Source organism: Clostridium sp. OS1-26 (assembly GCF_030915445.1).
GTDB lineage: Bacteria > Bacillota > Clostridia > Clostridiales > Clostridiaceae > Clostridium_AM.
Window position 1 is genome coordinate 1,678,284 of record NZ_CP133264.1, and the last position, 24,412, is coordinate 1,702,695.

The 24,412-nt window shown below is 31.3% G+C and carries 25 protein-coding genes, 1 riboswitch and 1 other annotated feature; of the genes, 19 read left to right on the forward strand and 6 right to left on the reverse strand.

Features of this window, described 5'->3' with window-relative positions; genetic code table 11:
- Positions 1-5: 5 nt before the first annotated feature.
- Positions 6-578, reverse strand: a complete 573-nt coding sequence (locus RCG18_RS08430) for an accessory gene regulator B family protein (RefSeq protein WP_308040861.1) — start codon at positions 576-578, stop codon at positions 6-8.
- Between the two features lie 275 nt (positions 579-853).
- Here RCG18_RS08430 and RCG18_RS08435 point away from each other — a divergent pair, with 275 nt between their 5' ends.
- The 3 genes from RCG18_RS08435 to RCG18_RS08445 all read left to right on the forward strand — a co-directional run bounded on the left by RCG18_RS08435 (position 854) and on the right by RCG18_RS08445 (position 3,590).
- Positions 854-1,588 carry a hypothetical protein gene (locus RCG18_RS08435; RefSeq protein WP_308040862.1) on the forward strand — a complete coding sequence of 245 codons (735 nt, stop codon included), beginning with the start codon at positions 854-856 and terminating at the stop codon, positions 1,586-1,588.
- Positions 1,589-1,940: 352 nt separating this feature from the next.
- Positions 1,941-2,276 carry a hypothetical protein gene (locus tag RCG18_RS08440; protein ID WP_308040863.1) on the forward strand — a complete coding sequence of 112 codons (336 nt, stop codon included), beginning with the start codon at positions 1,941-1,943 and terminating at the stop codon, positions 2,274-2,276.
- A gap of 276 nt (positions 2,277-2,552) precedes the next feature.
- Positions 2,553-3,590: a nucleoid-associated protein gene (locus RCG18_RS08445; protein ID WP_308040864.1), complete on the forward strand. Its 1,038-nt coding sequence runs from the start codon at positions 2,553-2,555 to the stop codon at positions 3,588-3,590.
- A 30-nt stretch (positions 3,591-3,620) separates the two neighbouring features.
- Here RCG18_RS08445 and fba read toward each other — a convergent pair whose 3' ends face one another.
- The 3 genes from fba to RCG18_RS08460 form a co-directional block, all read right to left on the reverse strand.
- Positions 3,621-4,553 (reverse strand): class II fructose-1,6-bisphosphate aldolase, encoded by a 933-nt coding sequence (gene fba, locus RCG18_RS08450; RefSeq protein ID WP_308040865.1) that lies wholly within the window; start codon positions 4,551-4,553, stop codon positions 3,621-3,623.
- Positions 4,554-4,741: 188 nt separating this feature from the next.
- A complete protein-coding gene (locus RCG18_RS08455; protein ID WP_308040866.1) occupies positions 4,742-5,122 on the reverse strand; it encodes a DUF4363 family protein in 381 nt (126 codons plus the stop codon).
- A 15-nt stretch (positions 5,123-5,137) separates the two neighbouring features.
- The gene (locus RCG18_RS08460) at positions 5,138-5,824 is read right to left on the reverse strand and encodes a DUF421 domain-containing protein (protein ID WP_308040867.1); all 687 of its coding nucleotides are present in this window, start codon (positions 5,822-5,824) and stop codon (positions 5,138-5,140) included.
- A 142-nt stretch (positions 5,825-5,966) separates the two neighbouring features.
- Between RCG18_RS08460 and RCG18_RS08465 the strand changes: the two genes are divergently transcribed.
- The 7 genes from RCG18_RS08465 (at position 5,967) to RCG18_RS08495 (ending at position 12,145) form a co-directional block, all read left to right on the forward strand.
- On the forward strand, positions 5,967-7,622 hold the full coding sequence (locus RCG18_RS08465; protein ID WP_308040868.1) for a nucleoside kinase: 1,656 nt from the start codon (positions 5,967-5,969) through the stop codon (positions 7,620-7,622).
- A 544-nt stretch (positions 7,623-8,166) separates the two neighbouring features.
- The gene (gene sdaAB, locus RCG18_RS08470; RefSeq protein WP_308040869.1) at positions 8,167-8,850 is read left to right on the forward strand and encodes an L-serine ammonia-lyase, iron-sulfur-dependent subunit beta; all 684 of its coding nucleotides are present in this window, start codon (positions 8,167-8,169) and stop codon (positions 8,848-8,850) included.
- 3 nt (positions 8,851-8,853) lie between these two features.
- On the forward strand, positions 8,854-9,726 hold the full coding sequence (sdaAA, locus tag RCG18_RS08475) for an L-serine ammonia-lyase, iron-sulfur-dependent, subunit alpha (RefSeq protein WP_308040870.1): 873 nt from the start codon (positions 8,854-8,856) through the stop codon (positions 9,724-9,726).
- 186 nt (positions 9,727-9,912) lie between these two features.
- Positions 9,913-10,452: a rubrerythrin gene (gene rbr / locus RCG18_RS08480; protein ID WP_308040871.1), complete on the forward strand. Its 540-nt coding sequence runs from the start codon at positions 9,913-9,915 to the stop codon at positions 10,450-10,452.
- A 12-nt stretch (positions 10,453-10,464) separates the two neighbouring features.
- On the forward strand, positions 10,465-10,653 hold the full coding sequence (locus RCG18_RS08485; RefSeq protein WP_308040872.1) for a hypothetical protein: 189 nt from the start codon (positions 10,465-10,467) through the stop codon (positions 10,651-10,653).
- Between the two features lie 37 nt (positions 10,654-10,690).
- The gene (gene cax, locus RCG18_RS08490; RefSeq protein ID WP_308040873.1) at positions 10,691-11,740 is read left to right on the forward strand and encodes a calcium/proton exchanger; all 1,050 of its coding nucleotides are present in this window, start codon (positions 10,691-10,693) and stop codon (positions 11,738-11,740) included.
- Between the two features lie 57 nt (positions 11,741-11,797).
- Positions 11,798-12,145, forward strand: coding sequence for a hypothetical protein (locus RCG18_RS08495; RefSeq protein ID WP_308040874.1), 348 nt, complete (start codon positions 11,798-11,800; stop codon positions 12,143-12,145).
- Positions 12,146-12,182: 37 nt separating this feature from the next.
- Here RCG18_RS08495 and pssA read toward each other — a convergent pair whose 3' ends face one another.
- Positions 12,183-12,704 carry a CDP-diacylglycerol--serine O-phosphatidyltransferase gene (gene pssA, locus RCG18_RS08500; RefSeq protein WP_308040876.1) on the reverse strand — a complete coding sequence of 174 codons (522 nt, stop codon included), beginning with the start codon at positions 12,702-12,704 and terminating at the stop codon, positions 12,183-12,185.
- 215 nt (positions 12,705-12,919) lie between these two features.
- Between pssA and RCG18_RS08505 the strand changes: the two genes are divergently transcribed.
- The 4 genes from RCG18_RS08505 (at position 12,920) to RCG18_RS08520 (ending at position 15,847) form a co-directional block, all read left to right on the forward strand.
- A complete protein-coding gene (locus RCG18_RS08505) occupies positions 12,920-13,588 on the forward strand; it encodes a TVP38/TMEM64 family protein (RefSeq protein WP_308040877.1) in 669 nt (222 codons plus the stop codon).
- Positions 13,589-13,649: 61 nt separating this feature from the next.
- Entirely contained in the window at positions 13,650-14,078 is a 429-nt protein-coding gene (locus tag RCG18_RS08510; RefSeq protein WP_308040878.1) for a CBS domain-containing protein, read from the forward strand.
- Between the two features lie 130 nt (positions 14,079-14,208).
- Entirely contained in the window at positions 14,209-15,099 is an 891-nt protein-coding gene (locus RCG18_RS08515) for a YegS/Rv2252/BmrU family lipid kinase (protein WP_308040879.1), read from the forward strand.
- Positions 15,100-15,199: 100 nt separating this feature from the next.
- Positions 15,200-15,847: a hypothetical protein gene (locus RCG18_RS08520; RefSeq protein WP_308040880.1), complete on the forward strand. Its 648-nt coding sequence runs from the start codon at positions 15,200-15,202 to the stop codon at positions 15,845-15,847.
- A 253-nt stretch (positions 15,848-16,100) separates the two neighbouring features.
- Here the strand turns inward: RCG18_RS08520 and RCG18_RS08525 are convergent, their stop codons facing one another.
- A complete protein-coding gene (locus RCG18_RS08525) occupies positions 16,101-17,981 on the reverse strand; it encodes a YgiQ family radical SAM protein (protein WP_308041983.1) in 1,881 nt (626 codons plus the stop codon).
- A 398-nt stretch (positions 17,982-18,379) separates the two neighbouring features.
- Positions 18,380-18,547, forward strand: a riboswitch (M-box (ykoK) riboswitch).
- Between the two features lie 236 nt (positions 18,548-18,783).
- Here RCG18_RS08525 and RCG18_RS08530 point away from each other — a divergent pair.
- From RCG18_RS08530 to epsC, 5 genes are all read left to right on the forward strand, one after another.
- On the forward strand, positions 18,784-20,046 hold the full coding sequence (locus RCG18_RS08530; RefSeq protein ID WP_308040881.1) for a magnesium transporter MgtE N-terminal domain-containing protein: 1,263 nt from the start codon (positions 18,784-18,786) through the stop codon (positions 20,044-20,046).
- Between the two features lie 16 nt (positions 20,047-20,062).
- Positions 20,063-21,286, forward strand: a complete 1,224-nt coding sequence (locus RCG18_RS08535; protein WP_308040882.1) for a divalent metal cation transporter — start codon at positions 20,063-20,065, stop codon at positions 21,284-21,286.
- Between the two features lie 353 nt (positions 21,287-21,639).
- Positions 21,640-22,359 carry a spore cortex-lytic enzyme gene (sleB, locus tag RCG18_RS08540; RefSeq protein WP_308040883.1) on the forward strand — a complete coding sequence of 240 codons (720 nt, stop codon included), beginning with the start codon at positions 21,640-21,642 and terminating at the stop codon, positions 22,357-22,359.
- A 162-nt stretch (positions 22,360-22,521) separates the two neighbouring features.
- Positions 22,522-22,763 (forward strand) — a binding site (T-box leader).
- 107 nt (positions 22,764-22,870) lie between these two features.
- Positions 22,871-23,782: a cysteine synthase A gene (gene cysK, locus RCG18_RS08545; RefSeq protein ID WP_308040884.1), complete on the forward strand. Its 912-nt coding sequence runs from the start codon at positions 22,871-22,873 to the stop codon at positions 23,780-23,782.
- Positions 23,783-23,806: 24 nt separating this feature from the next.
- Positions 23,807-24,412, forward strand: coding sequence for a serine O-acetyltransferase EpsC (epsC, locus tag RCG18_RS08550; RefSeq protein WP_308040885.1), 606 nt, complete (start codon positions 23,807-23,809; stop codon positions 24,410-24,412).

Genomic DNA, 24,412 nt, shown 5'->3' on the forward strand with positions numbered 1-24,412 from the left:
AAGTCTCATACTGATACTCCTTTCCTAATATGTATTAATTGAAGTATTTGTAGCAAAATTGTTAGGAAACCACAGTTTAAGTATCCTGTATCGTTTGTAATAAATAATAAAATAGTTATCCAAAGTGTAATAAAGAAGGTGGAGATAAGTTTTAAATGCCATCTTCTTTTCTTATTTTTAATTGGTCGTTTTCTATTGGGGCAAGGTGTTCTAACGTAGATTATTATAATGCTTACAAAAGATGTAGCATAATAAATTAAAATATTTAGCCTAGGTAGTATAGGCGCTATCAGTGAAGTAATTAAAAAAAACAAGGTTGTCCACAACAAACACTTTATTGTAGTATCTGCATGATAACCACCTGAAAAAATTCTTATAGAAAATAAAATTATCATTGAAAACAAGAAGTAATTTATTTTACCAAGTAATAAAAATAGTATTGTTAACACTATTATCTTAAAGGTTTCATTTAAGATAGTCTGAAGAGAATAGTTTATTTTTTCTAAATCATTATTATTTTTAATATCACTATTATTTTCTATATAAGAGGTTAGTTTGTATGATAGGCTTTTTAACATGTTTAATCCACCTTACTTTGTAGTTTTCTAGTACGAAAAATATCACATAAAAGTAGAAATGTAAATATAAATGACATAAGAGGGAAAAAAATGAGCATGAAAAGAATCTATACACGAAAACATTCTTTTTATGCTCGAATTTTTTCCTCTTGTGCGTTTTGTGTTGAGTTTACTTTTTTAGGATATAAAATGTATATTGTAAGGATTATTCAAACTTAGATTTAGCTAGGTAATATTTAAGTTTAAAAAAGAACTAATGAGAGGTGGAATTTATTATGACAAGTAAAAAACTAATTCAGAACATTGCCCTCGCAATAACAATTACAACTGCAGGAAGTATTTTCTTGCCCAATTTAGTAAGTGCAAAGTCTTTGGACAACCCTAAGCAAGTAAAGATTGAAACTACATCAATAACAGATGTTATTAAAAACAATCAAAGTCTTGATAGTAAAATAAGTCAAGATTTAATAAATAAGGCGACACCATTTATTAAAACAACACAAAGCCAATTTTATCTTTCAGAAGAAGGTTATTCTTATCTTAATTTAACTGAAAGAAAAATTGTTTTAGATTACATTAATAACAGTAATATGGCTTTAAAAGATGCTTCTAAGACAGGAAATTTGAATAAAAAAGGAAATACTTTTGAGCAATCAATAAATGAACCTAATAGTTCTTCAAATACGAGAGCTATAGCTGTTAGAAGTATGTCAGCACAATATGCTAATGTGACTTATACTTGGTGGGGAGCTCAAATATATTTTTCACATCAGGCTGTAAGTGATTTAAATGATTTTTTTACAATTAGTGGAATTACAACTGGAGCTGCTGCTGCTTCTGGGATTGGAGAATTTTTAGCTAAACAAGGAATAAAAATATCTGGTAAGTTTTTAGGACCAATTTCTTTATATGGAACTGGAGTTGCTTGGGCAATGAGTAAAGTTGACAATGGTAATGGTGTTTATTTAGATTGTATTCTTTATGTACCATGTAAAATAACTGCAGCTTAAAAATAAACATGATTGTTGGTTTTGAGTGGAGTTAAATGCCTAAATAATTTGTGCAGTGATTATGGACAAACCTCATTTTAAACTTAGAAGCTATTATTCAGGGCCCTAGTGCCACTTATCTCAAACTTTAAGGAAAGCAGAGAGCCAAACTTTGTTTGGTGCGAATCGCTTTTACAGAGTGCGTTATGGTGTTAGTTATGGTAAATATTGAATAAAACATTATAAATAATGGGAGTAGAATTACTTGATTTTACTCCCATTATTGAAGAACAAAATTTGATTTCTAATTTATTAAATTATAATATAGTATTATCATGATTTATTAAATTAATTTGAAAAGGAGTTAAGTACTATGGCTTTTTATATAGCAGTTATTATTTTATCATTATTTATACCATGCAATTTAATAGGTCTTTATTATTTCTCAAAACAAGAATACAATAATTATTTTGTAAGTTTATTATTAAATAAAGATAAACTAGAATTACTTAAATCAGGAGAAATAAATCAAAAAAATTACAGAAAAATTAAGTTTATATTAAATGTTCAAACTATATTATTAATATTATTATCAATGATATTTATTTATATTTTTAAATCATACAATATAACTATTAGATATATTATAATTATTCTAGCATTTATGGACAGATTTATTTCAAATAAGCTTATTGAAAAAATACTATAAGCAAAGAGAAATTATAAAAATTTATAATGGCACCTATAGTTATCATAATAATCTCTCGTATTTTATAAAATTTGACTATGATATTTTTAGGGTTTTGATTCATATTTAAATCCTAGACAAAAAGCATAAGCTGTATTCAATACGACTTATGCTTTTTTTTCTTGCAGAAAGGCAATAATTTAGAATAGCAGTCCATATAAATAAGGTTGTTTGATAAATAGAATACAGGTTATAATTATAGCTAAGGTTTACTATGGATAAAGGAGAGAACAGAACTTGGAATATATAAAAGAAATATATATAAACGAAGCTATAATTCATATATTAGATAATAATGCTGATGAGCCTGTTCTAAATGAATATACTCTACAACTTAATGAGGAGATATATGGATTTTTATTAAAACATATAGAAAAATGTTTAAAAGATGAAGAGTTAAAATATGCAATCTTTAATGAAGAAAGAAATATAGTAAAAGAGGTATCGCAAGAATACTTAAATGGAGCGAATAGCATTGTAGAAGTGTCAAAGGAACTAGCAAGGCAGCTGTTTATCCTAATGAAAGCCGATGGCAATATACCTTGCTGCGATTTGGTCATAATATCTATATCTACAGAATATGGACCTATGCTAGCAATATTAAAGATGGATTACATAAAAAACTATACTCATTCCGTAGACTTTGTAGACAATAAAATAGGTATAAATATTGTACCAGAGTTGACGGGCCTTCCTATAAGTGCTCAAAAGATACAAAAATGTGCATTTATAAAATCTATAAGAGAAGATCAAGGATTTAATTTAATGGTAATAGATAAACAAAGCAAGAGCAAGGACAATGAAGAGTATGGATCAAACTACTTTATAGGAAAATATCTCGGATGCACAGTTATAGATAACGAAAGAGATATTACTAAAACCTTCGTTAAGGCTGCTGAAGAATGGACCAGAACTAGCTTTGAGGAAAATGCGGATACTGCAGAAATGATCAGAAGTTCTATAAAAAGAAAACTAAAAGAAGAAGATAGCATAGATATACAATCACTGTCAGAAGATATGTTTGGAGATAACGCTGAAATACAGCAGAGCTTTAAGGAATACATATCTTCAAAAGGGGTAGGGGATCAGATAGATATAGATAAACAATGGGTAGAAAAAAAGCTTAAGAGAGTCAGGCTTAAAATAGATAAAGATATTGATGTTTATATAAATGAAGAAGCATATCATGATAATAGTAAGTTTGAAATACAAAGAGTTGGAGATGGAAGCATTAACATTGTTATAAAGCATGTTAAAAATTATATTGAAAAGTAAAAAAATGTGGCATTAAAAGCCACATTTTTTCTATTGCATAGAGTTAGCTGAACCAAGAACGTTATCTATTTTACCTTCAACAACCTTTTGAACAGCATCTCTTCCTGCTCCACAGTATTTTCTTGGATCGAATTCCTTTGGATTGTCTCCAAAAGTTTTTCTTACAGCAGCAGTCATAGCTAATCTTAAGTCGGTATCCATGTTTATTTTACATACAGCCATTGATGAAGCTTTTCTTAACATTTCTAATGGAATACCTTTAGCACCAGCTATGTTTCCGCCGTACTTGTTACAAGTTTCAATTGCTTCTGGATCAACAGCAGAAGCTCCATGAAGAACTATTGGGAATCCAGGTAATTTATTTTGAATTTCTTCTAATATATCAAATCTTAATTGTGGTTTGAAATCTAATGGGAACTTAAATGCTCCGTGTGAAGTTCCTATAGCTATAGCTAATGAATCAATACCAGTTCTGTTAACAAAATCTACAGCTTGATCTGGATTAGTGTATATGTGCTCAGCAGCAACAACGTCATCTTCAACTCCAGCTAAAACTCCAAGTTCAGCTTCAACAACTACTCCACGAGCATGTGCATATTCAACAACTTCTTTTGTTTTTGCTACGTTTTCTTCGTAGTCAAAGTGTGAACCATCGAACATAACTGAAGTAAAGCCAGCATCGATAGCTTCTTTAACTGCTTCGAAACTTGGACCGTGGTCTAAGTGAAGAGCTACATCAACTCCTGTTTCTTCTATAGCAGCATCAACCATAGCTTTTAAGTATTTTGCACCAGCATACTTTAATGCTCCTGTTGAACATTGAAGAATAACAGCTGAATTTTTAGCCTTTGCTCCTCTGATAACACCTTGAATTATTTCCATATTGTTGATATTAAAAGCTCCTATAGCGTATTTGCCTTCATAAGCTTTTTTAAACATTTCCTTAGTAGTAACTAATGCCATTGTGTATTCCACCTTCCACATTAAAATATTTTAAATTATAACCAGTAATACTGATTATAGCAAGACAATCATTTAAATTTGTATAGGGACTTTTTTGAGCCCGCTGGGACAAAAATAATTACAACTATATTATAATTGATTAAGTTTATATTTTCTATAGTTTAATTATAAAATATTTTTGGAGTTTTTTAAAATATATTTTGGGGATTGACTTTCTCCATTTCAACTATATGCTTTAGAAGGAACTTTATTACATGAGCAGAGGCTAAAGATTCATCTTTATTTTTTTCCTTCGTATATTGAGTAAGCTTCCAAAGTTCATTATTAATATTATCTATTTCTGCATGATGTGTAAATACAGAAACTTTTTTCGAATACTTATCCCATTCATTTAAGAACTTTAATGAGTTATCATATGCCTTATTCCACTCATCGCTTTGTACATTATTCTCTATCTGCATGCTTAAACCCTCTAATTTTATGCAAACACTATTTAAATATCTTATTGAAAATAGTGCGCTTAACATTACCACAACAAAAATAGCAAAAGAAATTATAATATTCTTCATTCCACCACACTCCATCTATTTTTCTTCATTGTTTTCATAACATTGATAATAAAATTTACCTTTAGAATCCATAAGTGCTAGGAATACATCTTTTATGGATGAAATTTTATTTTTCTTTAATTGCTCCTTAACCCAGTTTTCATCTTTATTTATTATTTTTAAATTTTCCTTATTTATTCTCCCGTTTAAGATTAGGGTTGTAGGAAGAGAGTCTTGAGTAACTGTAAGTTTTAAATCAGACTTAGTAACATTGGAAAGTTCTGTTTTAGGTATGACAGAAAGCTGCCCGCTAGTTTCTAGTATAGCGTATTCAATGTCTTCTAAATTATAATAGCCTTGGAGTCTCAGCTCTTCCATTAAATCGTTTATATTAAATTTTTCTTTTTTTAATTCAATGATATCTATCTTACCTGATTTAACTAAAATACTTGGCTTTCCACTTAGAATAGCCCTCATTTTTTCACTTTTTAGCTGAATTAATGCTAATATTGTTTGAAGAACTAATAAGGTTACTATGGGAATAACACCATGCATTATAGGTATTCGAGTATCCTGCATAGGAAGTGATGCAAGCTCAGAAATCATTATGGCTATTGCAAGCTCAAAAGGCTCTAATTGACCTATTTGTTTTTTACCCATTAAGCGCATTGATAAGATTACTAACAAATATAAAATAACTGTTCTAATCAGTACAATAAACATAAGTCACCTCATAAAAAATTAATATTATATATCCTCTTAATATATTTTTACATTAATAAAAAAAAATATAAGTAAAATTTGAACATTTTTAGTAAATTTGACGTATAATAATAGTACACAAAAAATTCGGGGAGTGTTTAGAGTGAATAAACTAAAACTTAAAATAGGAAATAAAGAACTAGATATAGAAAAAGGCACAACTCTGTATAAGATAATTAAGGATAACAGGCTGGAAGGAAATATTCCGGTAGTACTCGCTAATATAAATGGAGTTTATTACGAACTTACACATGAATTGCAGGAAGAGGGAAAACTAGAGGTTGTTGATATAACAAATAACTTAGGAAGTAGGACTTATGTAAGAACTCTCCAATTTGTACTTATAAAATCTGTTTTGGATTTATTTCCAAGTGCTAAAATAACTATAGAGCACTCTTTGGGGAAAGGCCTATTCGGAGAAATCCATAAAGATGCGCCTTTAAGTGAAGATGACATATTAAAAATTAAGGCTAGAATGACGGAATTAATAAATAAAGATATCCATATTAAAAAAGTATGTATGAAAAGAGAAGATGCAATAAAAATTTTCTCAGATTACAATATGGATGATAAAGTCCGATTATTAAAACATGTAAGTAGTGATATTGTTAAGTTGTATGAATTAGATGGTAGGTATGATTACTTTTACGGTTCCATGGCATACTCAACAGGTATACTAAAAATTTTTGATCTTTGCTATAGAGAACCTGGATTTGTACTTAGATACCCTCTAGAATCAGATCCATCTAAATTACCTAACTTTGTAGAACATAAAAAACTTAGAAAAATATTTTATGAAACAGAGCAATGGGGAAACATACTAGATGTAGGTGATGTTGGGTCTCTAAATGATAAGGTGGAAAATGGTGAAATTGTAGATATAATCAGAGTAGCGGAGGCATTACATGAGAAAAAGATAGCCTATATAGCTGATATGATAAGTGAGAGAAAAGATACAAAGATAATTCTTATAGCTGGACCGTCTTCCTCTGGAAAAACAACTTTTGCAAGGAGGCTTGGAATTCAGCTAAGGGTAAACGGGTTAATTCCAATACCAATATCGCTAGACGATTATTTTGTAAATAGAGAACACACGCCTAAAGATGAGAATGGAAATTATGATTTTGAATCTATATATGCATTGGACTTAGAACTATTTAACCAAAATTTAGAGTCCATACTAAAAGGTGAGGATGTAGAAATTCCAACTTTTAATTTTAAAACTGGAAGTAGAGAATGGTTAGGACAAAAAATCAAGCTTCCTAAAAATGGGATACTTATAATTGAAGGAATTCATGGCTTAAATGAGATGTTAACATCAGCAATACCAATAGAAAACAAATTTAAAATATATATTAGTGCTCTTACACAACTAAATGTAGATGATCATAATAGAATAGCTACTACGGATGTTAGAATAATAAGAAGAGCAGTTAGAGACTATCTTTCAAGAGGATATGGAAGTGAAGATACGTTAAAAATGTGGCCGTCTATAAAAAGAGGGGAAGAGAAAAATATATTTGTATTTCAAGAAAATGCAGATGTTATGTTTAACTCTACCTTAGTATATGAACTCTGTGTACTGAAAAAATATGCGTTGAAAGAATTAGAAAAGATAAACGAGCAAAGCCCAGTATATTATGAAGCTTTAAGACTTAAAAGCTTTCTACATTTTTTTAAAGATGTAGATGTAAGCTTAGTGCCAGATAACTCAATATTAAGAGAATTTATAGGGGGAAGCTGCTTCTATAAATACTAAGAAAACAGTAAGGTACTACCAACCGGTGGTACCTTAATTTTATTTTAAACATTATATAGGGAAAACAACTAGAAAGTTAATTTATACAAAGGGATATGTTTCCGAAGCTGAAGGTAGATTTAAAAACTTTGTGTCAGTCTTAGTGAAGTGTTTTAAGACAACCTTAGAACCTTAGATGTGTTTGAGCATAGCGAGTTTATCGAAGGTTCTTAGGTCGTCTAAAACATAAGCTTTAGATTGACTAAAAGTTTTTAACGGACTGAAGCTTGAAAACATAGCCCGGGGTATAAGTTAACTTTCGGCCTTTGAGGCTCTAAATAATGTAAAAATAAAGAATTAAGCATGATTTTATTCAATATAAAAAAAAATGCAAGATTACAAGAAATTATTGAAAGCAATAGTTATAATTTTCAACAAAAAACTTTCAAAAAAAAAGTGACAATTTCTTTAAATTTATTGTATAATAAAATCGATATTAAGAGTCTTACAATACAATATGTAATGAATTGTATTAATATAAAAAAAGGAAGGTTGGTGCGTCAATATGAGAGAATACAGTGCATTTGATATTCTCGGCCCTATAATGATAGGACCATCAAGTTCACACACAGCAGGAGCGGCAAGATTAGGTAAAATTGCAAGAACTATAGCAGGTGACGGAATTAGAAAAGTGAAGTTTTTCCTTCATGGTTCTTTTGCAACAACTTATAAGGGACATGGTACAGATAAGGCATTAGTTGCAGGAATATTAGGAATGAACCCATGGGATGAAAACTTAAAGAATTCTATGGAATTAGCTAGAGAAAAAGATATAGAAATAGAATTCATTCCAACTGATCTTGGAGATGTACATCCTAATACAGTTAAAACAGTAATAACTAAGCCTGATGGAAAAGTTGTAGAAGTAACTGGGGCTTCAATAGGCGGAGGAAATATAGTTGTTACAGAAGTAGACGGAGATAAAATAGAGTTTACTGGAGCATATCCAACTATATTAATAAATCATATTGATGTACCAGGAATGGTTGCAAAAGTATGTGCGATACTATATGAGTATGAAATAAACATTGCATTTATGAGGGTGTATAGAACAAGTGGTAAGGGATCGGCTGCAGCAATGGTATTTGAGGTAGATGATATTATTTCAGAAGAAATAATAAATGCAATAGGCGAAATACCTAATATACACAAAGCTAGAGCAATAAACCCTGTAAGAGAGGAGGCATAAAAAATGATTAATCACGGATATGAACTTTTAGAAGTGTGTAAAGAAAGAAATATAAGTATATGGGAATATACTTTAGAAGAAGAAGCAAAAGCAACAGGACTTACTACTGAACAAGTTTTTGAAAAGATGAGAAGAAACTTGCAAGTAATGCAAGCTGCTGCAGAACGTGGATTAAACAATAAAATCTCATCAGTAAGTGGTTTAATAGGTGGAGATGCTTACAGATTAAATGAATATGCTAAGAATGGGAAAACGTTAACAGGCAGCTTTATGGTTATGGCTATGGCAAGAGCTCTTTCTTCTTCAGAAGTAAATGCTGCTATGGGTAAAATAGTGGCAGCTCCTACAGCAGGTTCTTGTGGTATAATGCCAGCAGTAATAATAAGTGCTGGAGAAAAGTTAAATTCAACAGAAGATGAAATGATAAAAGGATTATTCACAGCGACTGGTGTTGGTATAATAATAGCTAAGAATGCTACAATGGCAGGTGCAGAAGGCGGATGCCAAGCTGAATGTGGTTCAGCGGCAGCTATGGCCTCTGCTGGTGTAGTAGAAATGATGGGGGGAACACCAGAACAGGCTTTAAATGCAGCTGCTATAGTATTTAAAAATATATTAGGATTAGTATGCGATCCGATAGCAGGACTTGTTGAAGTTCCTTGTGCTAAGAGAAATGCAGCTGGTGCAGTTAGTGCATTAACTACAGCAGATATGGTTATGGCAGGTGTAATGAGTAAAATTCCTTTTGATGATACAGTTGAAGCAATGTACAAAATAGGAAAGCAAATGCCAGCGGAACTTAGAGAAACAGCGCTTGGTGGATTAGCTGTTACAGAAACAGGACTTAAACTACAAAGACAAGTTTTTGGAGAATAATTAGATTAATGAGTTATACGTAAATCCGTATAGCTCATTTTTTATATAAGATTAATACATAAGATAAAAAATATGCGACTATAAAGATTTTGCGAATCGCGGTTTAAACAATAAAATCCCTTTGTAACAAATAAATCTAAACATGAATAAACTAACTAAAGGAGAATAACTTTTGGAGGTTTATAAATGGAGCTAAAAGGAAGTAAGACTGAAAAAAATCTTTTAAGAACTTTTGCTGGTGAATCAAGAGCTAGAAATAAATATGATTTTTACGCAGAAAAAGCTAGAAGAGAAGGATATGAGTATATAGCGAGCATATTTGAAGAAACCGCACATAATGAAAAAGCTCATGCTAGAGAGGCTTTCGGTAGATACTTAGAGATGATAAAGAATACTGAACACAATTTAAAAGATGCAGCTGAGGGTGAGGCTTTAGAAAGTTCAAAGATTTATAAGGAATTTGAGAGAACAGCAAGAGAAGAGGGATTTATACAAATTGCAGATTTTTATAAGGAACTTGCAGAGGTTGAAGAAAATCATATGAAGAGGTTTATAGCTATACTCAAAAATTTAGAAAATGGCATGGAGTTTAGAAGAAATGAAGAAGTAAGATGGCAGTGTATGAATTGTGGATATATTCATATAGGAGAAGAAGCTCCTAACGTATGTCCTCTGTGCAAATATCCAAGAGCCTATTTTAAAATTGCCTGTGAAGATTATAAATAGGAGGGAGTAATTATGTTTGTAGTATATTCAAATCGTCAAATGCTCCCTATAGTAAGAGAAGTTGAATATGATAGTAGTTTCCCATATAGAGGATTCCAAGAAGATATTGATATAAGAAAGGCTAAAAATAATGAAGATTACTATACTAAAATTTTTGAAGAAATAGATGAAGAATATATAAAAGAGCGCACATCAGACTAATATTTTAAAATAAGTTATAAGGAATGATGGTGTTGCAATGAATAAGAAATATATTTACTTAGTTGTATCTATAGCACTAATATTTTTTCAGACCACCTATCCATTAGTAAATACCGTCCTTTACTCCATTGTTATAGTCCCTTTAGCTATTACACTAGGAGAACTTACATCCATAATGTCAGAGTATATAGGAGAAAAAAAAGGGGGACTGTTAACTGCGGCAATAGGAAATATACCAGAGCTTACAATGGGAATTTGGTTAATACAATTTGGAATGATTCCTATGGTCAAGGCATCTTTGATAGGTTCTATAATTAGTAATATGTTATTGGTACTTGGGGTATCAATTTTTGTAGGTGGTATTAAATATAAAGAACAAAAATTTAATAGAATAGTTGCGAGAACAAACTTTAGTATGCTTCTTTTGGCCATGTCCACCATTATAATAGTTGCATCTCTAAAACAGTATAATGAATCACTATCAAAAGTTGTACTTACATCTATAAGCATAAAGATTGCTGTTGTGTTAGTAATTGTATATGTGCTGGGGCTTATATTTTCACTTTATACTCACAGTAATTTATTTATTGTAAGTGAGCAAAGCTTTGAAAATAGATATATTAAAAACAGAAAATATGTAAGAATAGTCCTTGAACTAATTGTAATTTCCATTATATTGTATTTTATAAGTGAAAGACTAATATATAATATAAAAGAAACAGTAGAAAACTATGGGATTTCACAAGAATTTTTAGGTATAATATTGATACCTATACTAGGAAATGCTGGTGAAAACTTTTCAGCTATTGTATGTGCATCTAAGAATAAAGTCAACTTAAGCCTAGAGATAGCTATAGGCTCAAGTATTCAAATCGCTCTTTTTGTTACACCTATTTTAATGGTGCTTGCTTATTTTATAGGTGTAGAAATGACTTTGCTTTTTACTGGTTTTCAAATAATAATGGCTTTAATCGCAATAGTTATGGCTTTTATAGTTTTTCAAGATGGTAAAACTTATTGGTTTGAAGGCGCAATTTTGATAGCCATTTATATAATAGTTACCTTGGCTTATTACTATGTGGTATGAATTTATAAGAATAATAATATAAATAAATATGATATCAAGATTAACAAGGGGATAAACATGCCGCATAGAAATTTAGTAGAACAATATTATTCTGATATAAATAATTTAGCAGATCTATTAAATAAGCTTGTCAACTCTTATAGACTTTTAATAGGTGGTGTTGGAGAATTAAATACTATTGCACTAGCTCATAAGAAAGATGTAAAAGAAGCTTTACACAGGGTAAATGAATTAGGAGATGTAATAGATGATGTAATAGACGTTTTAGATAAATCTAAATATATATATTTAGACTATTGTAAGCTAAGAGCACAGGCTATAGAGTGTAAGATTCAAGCTCAATATATACAAACAGAAATAGATAGAGAATTAGAATTAGATAATGATAAAAAAAGTCATAGTTAATTATAAAAAAATAGGTGTGAATAACCACACCTATTTTTTAAACTTTCTTAAATCTATGTTTACAAACCATAAGATAAGATAAAGCAATTAGTATAATTACGGTAACTCCTTGAGGAGCAAGGTAATTCATAGTAATAAAACAATATAGGGCCATAAACATACCTGCAAAAGTTATAGGAATTCCGAAAAATGCTCCATCAAATTGAGTAACATTAAATCTAGCTAACCTATAAGCTCCTGCTATAGGGAATAATATAACTAACAGATATCCTAAAAGTCCTAAATTTGAGAATCCATAAACATTGAATGCAAGGATAGATGGAGCTACTCCAAAGGAGACTAAATCTGCAAGAGAATCTAGTTCCTTCCCCAAGTCACTAGATACATTTAAAAATCTAGCTACTCTTCCATCGTACCTGTCAGCTAGACATGCAAGTAAAATAAAAATAGCTGCCCACTTATAATTTTCTTGAAAAGTCATCATTAAAGACATAACACCGCACCCTAAATTAGCAAATGTAAAAACGTTAGGTACAGCGCTTTTAGCTATCTTAGCCATTAAAATCACTCCTAGTAATAATATTATTATATAAATATACCATTATATAGAAAAATATAGTATATAGAAAAATATAGAATATCATAAGTTTATTATAACTCATTTTAGAAAATTATTTAAGTAGTTATTATGCTTTTTTTATGGAAAAATTATAAATTTTTTGTTAAAATAGACTTGCTGTGTTATAAGAAAAAGTATAGAAAGTTGAGTGAGATATGAAGAAAGATAAAATAAAGTGGTTAAAGTGGTTAGTTGCTATAATTTTTGGTGCAGTATTTTTATATATTATGATTAGATATGGTAAAAGACTTTCACATTTAAGATTAGGTAAAATTAAAAGATTTATTTTAAGTTACGGTAATTTTTCATCAGTTATTTTTTTAATATTATATGCATTAAAACCTATAGTTCTATTTATACCAGTTTGGCCTTTATCGGTTATTGCCGGTAACATTTTTGGACCTTATAAAGCACTTATGCTAAGTATGACAGGTTGCTTTCTTTCTGGAACACTAGCTTTCTTCTTAGCTAAGTTCTTAGGTAGGTCTTTTGTTGACAAGATATTAAAGGGCAAAGCGATGACCTTAGATTCTAACATTGAAAAGCACGGATTGAAAATTATGGCTATAATGAGGCTAACCTTCATTTTTCCATATGATCCACTGAGTTATGCAGCAGGCCTTACTAAGATGAAATACAGAGATTTTATATTAGGAACTATGATTGGAGTATTTCCAGAGATGGTCTCCTATTCATTTATGGGAAAAAATTTAGAGGATCCACTTTCTATTAAGTTTGCTGCTCCTATTATATTAATAATAGCTGTAGCGGGAGTTGCTATTTATGCACATAAAGCGTTAAAAGGTAAAAAAATTAACGAATAATAACCATTCTATTAAGGGAATAATACTCCTAGTAGTCAAGTTTAAAGGAGGAGTATTGGTAATGAAGGTAAAGGATATAATGACAGGAGAAGTAGTTAGTTTGAATTCAACGGACTCGGTAGAAAGAGCAGCTGAACTTATGAAAGAACATAATATAGGTGCAGCACCTGTGTGTGAAGGAGATAAAGTTATAGGAATAATTACTGATAGGGACATAGCTTTAAGATCTGTAGCAGCAGGAAAGGATTCAAAGAGTCAAAGCGTAAGAGAAATAATGTCATCAAATCCTGTAACAGGAGCACCAGATATGGATATTCAAGATGCTTCTAGGATAATGAGTGAAAGACAAATAAGAAGACTTCCTATAGTAGATAGTGAAAACTTAGTAGGAATGGTGTCCTTAGGTGATATAGCTGTCAGACCTAAATTAAATGAAGAAGCAGAGCAGGCCTTAAGTAGTATATCAGAACCAAGTACACCTGAGTTTTAGAACTTAATAGTTATAAATAAATCCACAAGAGTTTTTATGAATCTTGTGGATTTGCTATATAAGGTGTTATAATATAGTAGTGAAATTTACATATGGAGGTAAATTTTATTTTAAATTAGGAGAGTTATATATGGATAAGGTAAGATTTATTTATAATCCATACTCTGGTGAAAATACTATAATAACTGATATTGATAAGGTTATTATGATACATCAGAAGTATGGCTACGAAGTGGTACCTTATAGGATTAGCTTTGAATTTGATATGAGTAAGGCCTTTGAAGGATTAGATGAAACCTACAAATACATACTAGTTGCAGGCGGAGATGGCACTATAGATACCGCCGTAAACCATATGAAAACACTAGGAATAAATCTTCCTATAGCGATACTTCCAGTAGGTACAGCCAATGATTTCGCTAAATTCATAGGTATCCCTGAGGATGTAGAAGCTGCCTGTGAGCAAATACTAAATAGTGTTCCGAAAAAAGTTGATATAGGCAAAATAAATGATAAGTATTTTATAAATGTTGCTAGCACAGGTCTTTTTACAGATGTGTCCCAGAAAACGGATGTAAACTTAAAAAATACCATGGGGAAACTAGCTTACTATGTAAAAGGGTTAGAGCAACTTCCAAGCTTTAGAAAATTAAAGATAAAAGTAAAATCTGAGAATGCCTATTTTGATGGACATATGTACTTAATGTTAGTATTTAATGGACAGACTGCAGGTAATTTAAAGTTTGCATATAAAGCTGAAGTTGACGATGGAATGCTAGATGTAATTATAATTAAGGCCGGAATGATAAAAGATATGATAGCTCTATTTATAAAAATGCTAAGAGGTGACCACTTGGAAGATGCAGCAGGGCTTGTATATTTTAAAGCTAATAGAATAGAAGTAGAGTGCTATGAAGATATTGTCACTGATATTGATGGTGAAAGAGGTCCAGATTTCCCACTTGTTATAGAGTGTATAAAGGAAGGTATCGAGGTTCTTGGAGTAATCGCTAAAAAATAAGATGCTAGTAAGCATCTTTTTTTATTATCCATGCAAAATAGTAATATTAGATAAATTTCAGTAATAAATATAAGTAGTATCAATATAAGGTGAGGGGAGTATGTTAGTTTTTTACGGTTATATTCTTATAGTATTTATTATATTTGTCCTTATGATAGAAGCACTATACATAAGTAAATTTTCGCCTAATAAAGTTAAAGCTGCTGCTATTATTGTAATTATGACAATGCTTTTAAGGGATATTTCATTGATTATTTTATCCTTGGCTCATAATATAAAACATCTTTATTTACTTAAGCCAATTTTCTTTTTGAATTTTATAAGTATACCACTATTAGCGCTAATTGCACTTTATATTTTTATAAGAAGGGACAATATAAATTTTTCGTATATATTTATAATAGCTGCTATATTGGTTGGATTATATGGAATAATGATATTTAAGTGTCCAACACTAGTGCAAGCGAATGAAATTTATGGATATACTATGATTTTAACAAAAGATTTATATTTATATTGGAGTTACGTGACTTTAAATACTATAATATTATTTCTAACTATAGCTTTATCAAAAAATAGAAATATAAATAAGTTAGGAATTAGCATGATAATCTTTGCAGCTCTTATAACGATAATTGAAATTATATTATGGATAATAGGTATAAAAATCTTACCTGAAAATGTGATAGGGGACATGCTGTGGTCTGCAACTATAGTATATGCATTAAGTAAAGTGAGGAAAAAATAAGTATAGGGTTGTAAACTAAAAAATTGACTTACACAAAGGACCATGTTTCCAAAGCTAAAAGTTTTATATGAAACTCCTCTTCCTTACGTAAGATGAGTACTCACTGAGTAAGCGACCATATCAAAATCGAAGATTTTGTATGCCTGCTTAACCGATTCGCACAAAATCACAGATTTTGGCTCTCTGTTTAACGGACTGAAGCTTGGAAACATAGCCCGGGGTGTAAGTCGATTTTTGCCTTTCAATTAATAAACTATCTTTTTACTTTCTTTTGATTGGCTCCTTTATTCCTAGGGGCTGCCTTGTGAGGCTTACCCTGTTTAGGTCTTTGTTTATATGGTGCTGAAGCGATTAAGCACCTTTTGTCTGTTCCAATTAAGTCCTCACGGCCAGCCTTAATTAATGCTTCTTTTACAAGCTTATGATTTTCAGGTACAGTGAATTGCATTAGAGCTCTCTGCATATTTTTTTCTTTCTGTTCTCTTGGCACATACACCTTCTCACCAGTTAGAGGATGTATACCTGTATAATATATGGTGGTAGACAAACTTCCAGGTGTAGGATAAAAATCCTGAACTTGCTCTGGAGTATATCCCATGCTCTTAATATATTGAGCAAGTTCTACAGATGCAGTCAAATCACTGCCAGGATGACTTGACATGAGATAAGGAACAAGAAATTGATTCTTTTTAATTTTTTTGTTTATTTCAAAATATTTCTTGGAAAATTTATCATAAACTTCTTTTTTAGGCTTACCCATCTGTTTAAGGACCTTATCACTTATATGTTCTGGAGCAACCTTAAGTTGGCCGCTTATATGATGTTTACAAAGCTCTTCGAAAAAATCAGCATTTTTATCATAGACAAGATAATCATATCTTATCCCAGAACGAATAAACACTTTTTTAATTCCAGGTATTTGTCTTATTTGTCTTAGCAAACTTAAGTATTCCCTGTGGTCTACTATAAGATTTTTGCAAGGTGTTGGTGATAGGCACTGTCTGTTTTTACATACACCAGCAGTTTCTTGGATTTTGCATGCCTTATGTCTAAAGTTTGCAGTAGGGCCTCCTACATCATGTATATATCCTTTAAAATCATCTATTGATGTTAAAAGAGTAGCTTCATCTATAATGGACTTTTGGCTTCTATTTTGAATTGTCCTTCCCTGATGAAAAGTAAGAGCACAGAATGAACAACCGCCAAAGCAGCCTCTATGACTCGTTATGGAGAATTTAACTTCTTTTATAGCAGGAATTCCACCTTTAGCCTCGTACATAGGGTGATAATTTCTGGTATAAGGTAAATTATAAACTACGTCCATTTCTTCTTCTGTTAGTGAAAACTGAGGAGGATTTTGAACGATATATTTATCAGAATGCTTTTGAACTACAGTTTTACCTCTAATAGCATCTTGTTCAAAATATTCTAGTTTATAGCTTTCTGCATAAGCCTCTTTATTTGTAGAAACTTCTTCAAATGAAGGGACTTCTACAAAGTCTCTTAACTGAGATAGATCATTAGAAAGATATACAGTTCCTCTTACATCAGTAACTTTTTGAATAGACATTCCATATTTTAAAAGGTTAGCTATCTGTACTACAGTTTTTTCGCCCATACCATATATTAAAAGATCTGCCTTAGAATCCAAAAGAATACTTCTCCTTACTTTATTATCCCAATAATCATAATGTGCAAATCTTCTTAAACTAGCTTCTATTCCACCAATTATAATAGGAACATCCTTATAAGCTTCTCTAACTCTATTAGAGTATACAATAACAGCCCTATCTGGTCTATGGCCTGATTCACCACCAGGCGAATATAAATCATCATGTCGCTTTTTTCTAGCTACAGTATAGTGATTCACCATGGAGTCAATATTGCCTGAATTAACTAAAAAACCTAGTTTAGGTTTTCCGAGCCTTCTAAAGTCATCTGCATTATTCCAGTTAGGTTGAGCAATTATACCTACGGTGAAACCTTCATTTTCAAGTACTCTAGATATTATGGCAGTACCAAAGGAAGGGTGATCCACGTAGGCATCGCCTGTAATTATGATAAAATCCAACTGATCTATGCCTTCTGCTTTTAAATCATTTTTACTTACAGGTAAAAATTTATTATTTAGTATCATTGATATTCTCCGTTCTTTAAAAATTTTGCGACATAAGTTCCTATATAGCGTATTAGGCTGAAGTTAGCTTATACGCCTAGATATGGCTCCAAACTTCAGCACGTTAAAATCATTAATATATTAACACAATGATAAAAAAATATGAATAAATAATTTGGTGTAATAGATAAATAAATAAAATTGCCTTAAAAATATTTACAAAAATTACAATAGAAGGTTTAATGAAAATTAAGAAAATGGACAAAATATTGCATGAATGCTAGCAATACTGAAAAAAATAAAAATAATATAATATAACAAGCAAATTTAAATAAATTTTATATTTATAGGTTGCATTTTAAGGAATTTGTACTATAATAAATAATGAAAGAAAGTTAATAATAAAAAAAGATATGTTTTACTTATGTTAGGTGAGGCTCCTATATAGATATACGCTACTGCCCGGAAACATCGAGAGATGCCAATGGGTCAACAGGTATTACCGAATCAAGGTTTTACTTAATGTAGCTGAACGATTTAAGTTCAAAGCTATATAGTGCTAAAACTCGGACTATAAAGTTTTAGTTTGCATGGAGCCTATAATTTTTATAGGCTCCTTTATTTTATTTTTTAGGTGGTGTTTTTAAATGGAGGTTGGCCCTTATAGTGGTCGATTTAGGTCAAAACAAAATTTAATATTGAATGTACAGAGGAACATTTACATTAACCGATAAAGAAATTTACTTCTAACGCTTAAGCATTTCTATAAATTCCTTATCAGTTTTGTAAATATTCCTCTGTGTATGAAGGAGGAATATTTATGAAAAAGCTATCTAATTTCTTCTTAAGTAAGGTTCTTTACAAAAAAATCTATGATGAGTTTAATGAACCCGTAGGTAAATTATGCGATATTTATGTAACTACTGAGGATGGGCTCCCAAGAGCTATTGGCTATATGGTAAAGAAAGACGGCGAAATTTTTAATTGCGAATTTAAGCGTATTTCCTTTTATGTAGAAGATGACAGGATACGTATTAAAGGTGAAGGAATGAGAGAGATTATTCTTCAAAGGTACTCTTATCTTTTATCGAAACATTTATTAGACAGACAAATTGTTGATATAGATGGAAAAAAGCTTGTAAGAGTTAATGATCTAAGAATTGCAGAAATAGCAGGAGAGTATAGGGTAGTGGCTGTTGACTCAGGTGTACTTGCTCTTGGAAGAAGACTTGGATTAGAGGGCTTAGTTAAAAGCTGTTACAAGATGCTTGATAAAAAACCATCCGATAGCCTAATCGTATGGGATAACGTTGAATCACTTGAGATGGTAAATAATAATTTGAAGCTATCTGTAACCTATAAAAAGCTTTCCAAATTGCATCCTGCAGATTTAGCGGATATTTTAGAGGATATGGATATAAACTATAGGAAAAGAGTATTTGAAAGTCTTGAACGGGATCTTGCTGCGGATACTTTAGAGGAAATTGAGCCAGACATGCAAGCTGATATATTGGAAAACTTAAGTCAGTCTAAAAGGGATGAGGTTTTAGACAATATGCCTAACGATGAAATTGCTGATATTTTAGAGGATATAGATGAAGAAACAGCAGAAGATATTCTTCTCAGCATGGAAAAAGAGGATGCTGATGAAGTAAGATCTTTAATGAGGTACAGTGAAGAAGCGGTTGGAAGCATAATGAATAAGGATTTCATATCCTTTAATATAAATATAACTGTTGAAGAAACCATTGAGCTTTTAAGGGAAATTAATCCAGATGATGAAGTTTCTCATTATATATATATTACTGATGAACAGGAAAGACTTCAAGGTGTAGTTTCATTGAAGAGTCTAATATTATCTAAACCACAAGAAAAATTAAAGGAAATAATGCTAAACGATATAACTAAAATAGAAGATCATGAGAATATAGATGAAGCTATAGAGCTTTGTGTTAAATACGACCTTCTTTCTCTTCCGGTAATAAATAGTCATCAGAAACTATGTGGTGTAGTAATTATGAGTGACATAGTGGAAGATATATTAGTTCCAACATGGAGAAGAAGACTTAAAAAGGTAGGTTAGAAAGAGGTAGATAAACATGAAGAGTAAAAATAGATTTCTAATGATATTAAGTATAATTGGGCCAGGAATTATAACAGCTAATGCGGGAAATGATGCTGGTGGAGTTACTACCTACTCCGTTGTTGGCGCCCATTATGGATATTCAATGCTATGGGGAATGTTTGCTATAGCTATAGGTCTTGCAGTAGTTCAAGAGATGAATGCAAGAATGGCAGTTGTCACAGGTAAAGGTCTTTCGGACCTTATTAGAGAAAGATTTGGTGTTAAATGGGCTTTTTTTGCTATGCTTGTACTTCTTGTGGCAAATCTCGGTGTATGCATAGGTGATTTTGCCGGTATAGCTGCAAGCTTAGAGTTATTTCATATAAGCAAATATATTTCTATACCAATACTTACAGCACTCATTTGGTTTATATTAACAAGAGGAAATTATTCAAAGGCAGAAAAAATATTTTTGTTTTTAACAATCACATTCTTTGGCTATTTTATAACAGCTTTTCTTGTAAAACCAAATTGGAGTCATGTTTTTGTAAGTATAGTAAAACCACAAGCTAAGTTTGACAAAAATTATTTTTTAGTACTCATAGGAATGGTAGGTACAACAATAACTCCTTATATGCAATTTTATTTGCAATCCTCAGTTGTAGATAAAGGTATATCTATTAAAGAATATAAATATGAAAAGGCTGATGTATATCTTGGAACGATCTGGGCTATATTAACTGCTTTAGTTATAACAGTTTGTACCGCTGAAACATTATATAAGGCTGGTATAAATATAGATACAGCGCAAGATGCAGCCTCAGCACTAAGACCACTCGCAGGAAATTATTCGTTTTTATTATTTGCAGTAGGGCTATTTGGAGCATCATTTTTAGCATGTTGTGTTATACCTTTATGTACTGCTTATGCTGTATGTGAAGCCTTTGGTTTTGAAAGTGGATTAGATAATAAAATAAAAGAGGCACCTGTATTCTTTGGATTATTTTTATTTATGATTTTAGTAAGTGCCATAATTATACTTATACCAAATATATCATTAATTAATATAATTCTGGTCACTCAGCAGCTGGCGGGTGTGTTATGTCCTGTAGTACTAATATTTATGATAATACTTGTAAATGATGTTGAAGTTATGGGAAGCTATGTTAATACAACACTTCAAAATTTTATAGCTAAAGGTACAGTTTTATTAATAATTGTGCTTACGATTTTAGCTTTCGGTGCAAATTTTATATAATTATAAACTCAGGCATCTTGAAAAAAATAACTAGTCCATCTCCTAGTCTATTTTGTGTCATACTGCGTCGAAAGAACCCTTAGATAGGGTCGGCTATCTGCGGAGCCTTTCTCCTTGTCTGACACAAAATATCCTTAGCATCTTTGGACTTGTTATTTTCTTTCAGATGCCTTAAGCCTTAGTTTTTACTAGGGCTTTTTTATTTTGGATAATCTTTACAACTCCTCTTTTAGCTATAAAATGTATTTTTTATGCCTTTATGTATAAACTAAATTATATCCTAAGACCTAAAATATACCGATATTACTAGCTTTATTGAATATTTAAGTTTATAGCAAGGAGTGAGCCTATGTATGTCTAAAAAAATTATGAAATTTAAAAAGGAAATAGCTTGTGCCCTTATCGTTATATTTACATACATTACTACTTCTATTTGTATGATTCCTTATACAAGTGCAGTTAAAGCAATAGCCTATTATTATGGGTCAACAGGAGATGTAGTTTCACAAATACAAAGAAGGCTTAAAGATTGGGGATATTATACTGGAGGTGTAGATGGAACATACGGCTATCTAACTTTTACTGCAGTGAAAAATTTCCAAGCTAAAAATGGTTTATCTGTAGATGGAATTGCGGGCAATAATACGTTGAATGCTATTGGAATTAATGTTGCAGGACTCGAAGCTAGTGCTTCTGGCAACAATAATAGTACAATTACAAGCAATCAGGACTTAATGCTTCTAGCAAGGCTTATTAATGGAGAGGCAAGAGGAGAACCATATGAAGGCCAGGTAGCAGTTGGCGCGGTAGTATTAAATAGAACAAGAGATCCAAGGTTCCCGTCATCCATAGCTGGAGTTATATATCAACCAGGGGCATTTACTGCTATAGACGATGGTCAGATAAATGCAAGCTTAGTCCAAAGTTCTATAAATGCTGCGCAAGACGCTTTAAATGGCTGGGATCCATCAGGCGGGTCTATTTACTACTTTAATCCGGCAACAGCTACAAGTGCATGGATATGGTCAAGACCATTAATCAAAATAATAGGTAAGCATAGATTCTGTAGTTAATGTAAATTTTCTATACTAATTCGGTAGAACTTAATTTCTTATTTCACATAGAATATACTATAATCTTTGGTTTATTATTTATTTTTATGTGTATAAAAAAGATATTGACAAAGAGAAAAATAGTTGTATAATAAGAAATATAGAATTCGTATCAAAATACTCGGAAATACTTTGAAAAAGGAAAGTAGCTTAAATTGAATTTTACAGAGAAGGAACTGTATGCTGAGAAGTTTCTGAATAAGGTTTAAGTGAAGTGCCCTTTGGAGTTATACACCGAATTAAGTAGGCTGTATCGGATCCACCCGTTATAGTGGTAGAGCATAGCGCTGTGCTTGAACTAAAGCTGAGGTCTTTAATTAAAGACCTAAGTAGAGTGGAACCGCGGATTTAACTCCGTCTCTATTATATATAGAGACGGAGTTTTTTGATATTTAAAATAAAAATACACTCAGATTAGGAAAATTTTTTAATTAATTAATGTAATTTTTAATCAAAAAGGGAGGAATTTAAAATGATATTTAATAACGTTATTGACATGATAGGCAATACACCTTTATTTAAGTTAAGCAATATAATAGGAGAAGACATGGCTGATATTTATGTGAAGCTTGAAAAATTTAATCCTGGTGGAAGCATTAAAGATAGAGCTGCGCTAGGAATGATAGAAAAGGCTGAAAGAGAAGGAATTATAAAGCCAGGATATACAATAGTTGAACCAACAAGCGGAAACACAGGAATAGCACTTGCTATGATAGGAAAGTTAAAGGGATATAAAGTAATAATTATAATGCCAGATACAATGAGTATAGAGAGAAGAAATATGATGAAGGCTTATGGAGCAGAACTTATATTAACTGAGGGTGCAAAAGGAATGAAGGGCGCTATAGAAAAGGCAGTAGAAATAGCAGAAGGTAAGGAAGGATATTATATACCACAACAATTTATAAATGAAGCAAATCCTGAAAAACACTATGAAACTACAGCAGATGAAATTATTAAGGATTTAAATGAATTTGATGTGTTTGTAGCTGGTGTTGGTACAGGAGGAACTATAGCAGGCGTTGGTAAAAAACTTAAACAGCATAATGGCAATATAAAGGTTGTAGCGGTAGAACCTGCAAAATCTCCAGTTATATCAGGCGGGCAGGCTGGAGCTCATAAGATACAAGGAATAGGAGCTGGTTTTGTACCAGATATATATAATAAAGAAATAGTAGATGAGGTTATGACAATAACTGATGAAGAAGCTTTTGAATATGCAAGACTTATGGGAAAAGAAGAAGGTGTACTAGTAGGAATATCTTCTGGTGCCAATTTAGCTGCAGCAGTGAAGATAGCAGAACAGCTAGGAAAAGGAAAAAAGGTTGTAACTGTAGCACCAGACGGTGGAGAAAAATATTTATCTATGGGGTTGTATGATTAATATTAATTAGAGAGGTATAGAGAGATGAGAAATCCATTTAAATCACTAATTTATGATATAAAAAGTGCTATGCAGAATGATCCAGCAGCAAGAAATCCATTAGAAGTGTTCCTTCTATATCCATGTATCCATGCACAAATTCATCATAGAATATCTAACCTTTTTTATAAAAAGAAATTTTTCTTTACAGCAAGATTAATATCACAATTATCAAGATTTTTTACCGGTATAGAAATACACCCAGGAGCTACAATAGGTAAGGGACTTTTTATTGATCACGGTATGGGAGTAGTTATAGGAGAAACAGCAGAAATCGGAGATAATGTAACACTGTATCACGGAGTAACTTTAGGTGGTACAGGAAAAGATAAAGGGAAAAGACACCCTACTGTAGGAAGCAATGTTATAATAGGATGTGGAACAAAGGTTTTAGGCCCTATAATAATTGGAGATAATGTAAAAATAGGAGCTAACTCTGTTGTTTTAGAAGATATGCCATCGGATTGTACAGCTGTAGGAATACCGGCAAAAATTGTTCGCAGAAAGCAAGCTGCAACACTAGCACCAATAATAGAAATAGAGGACTTTAAGGGAAGAAGAAGAAATATATACAACGAAATGGTTATTTAA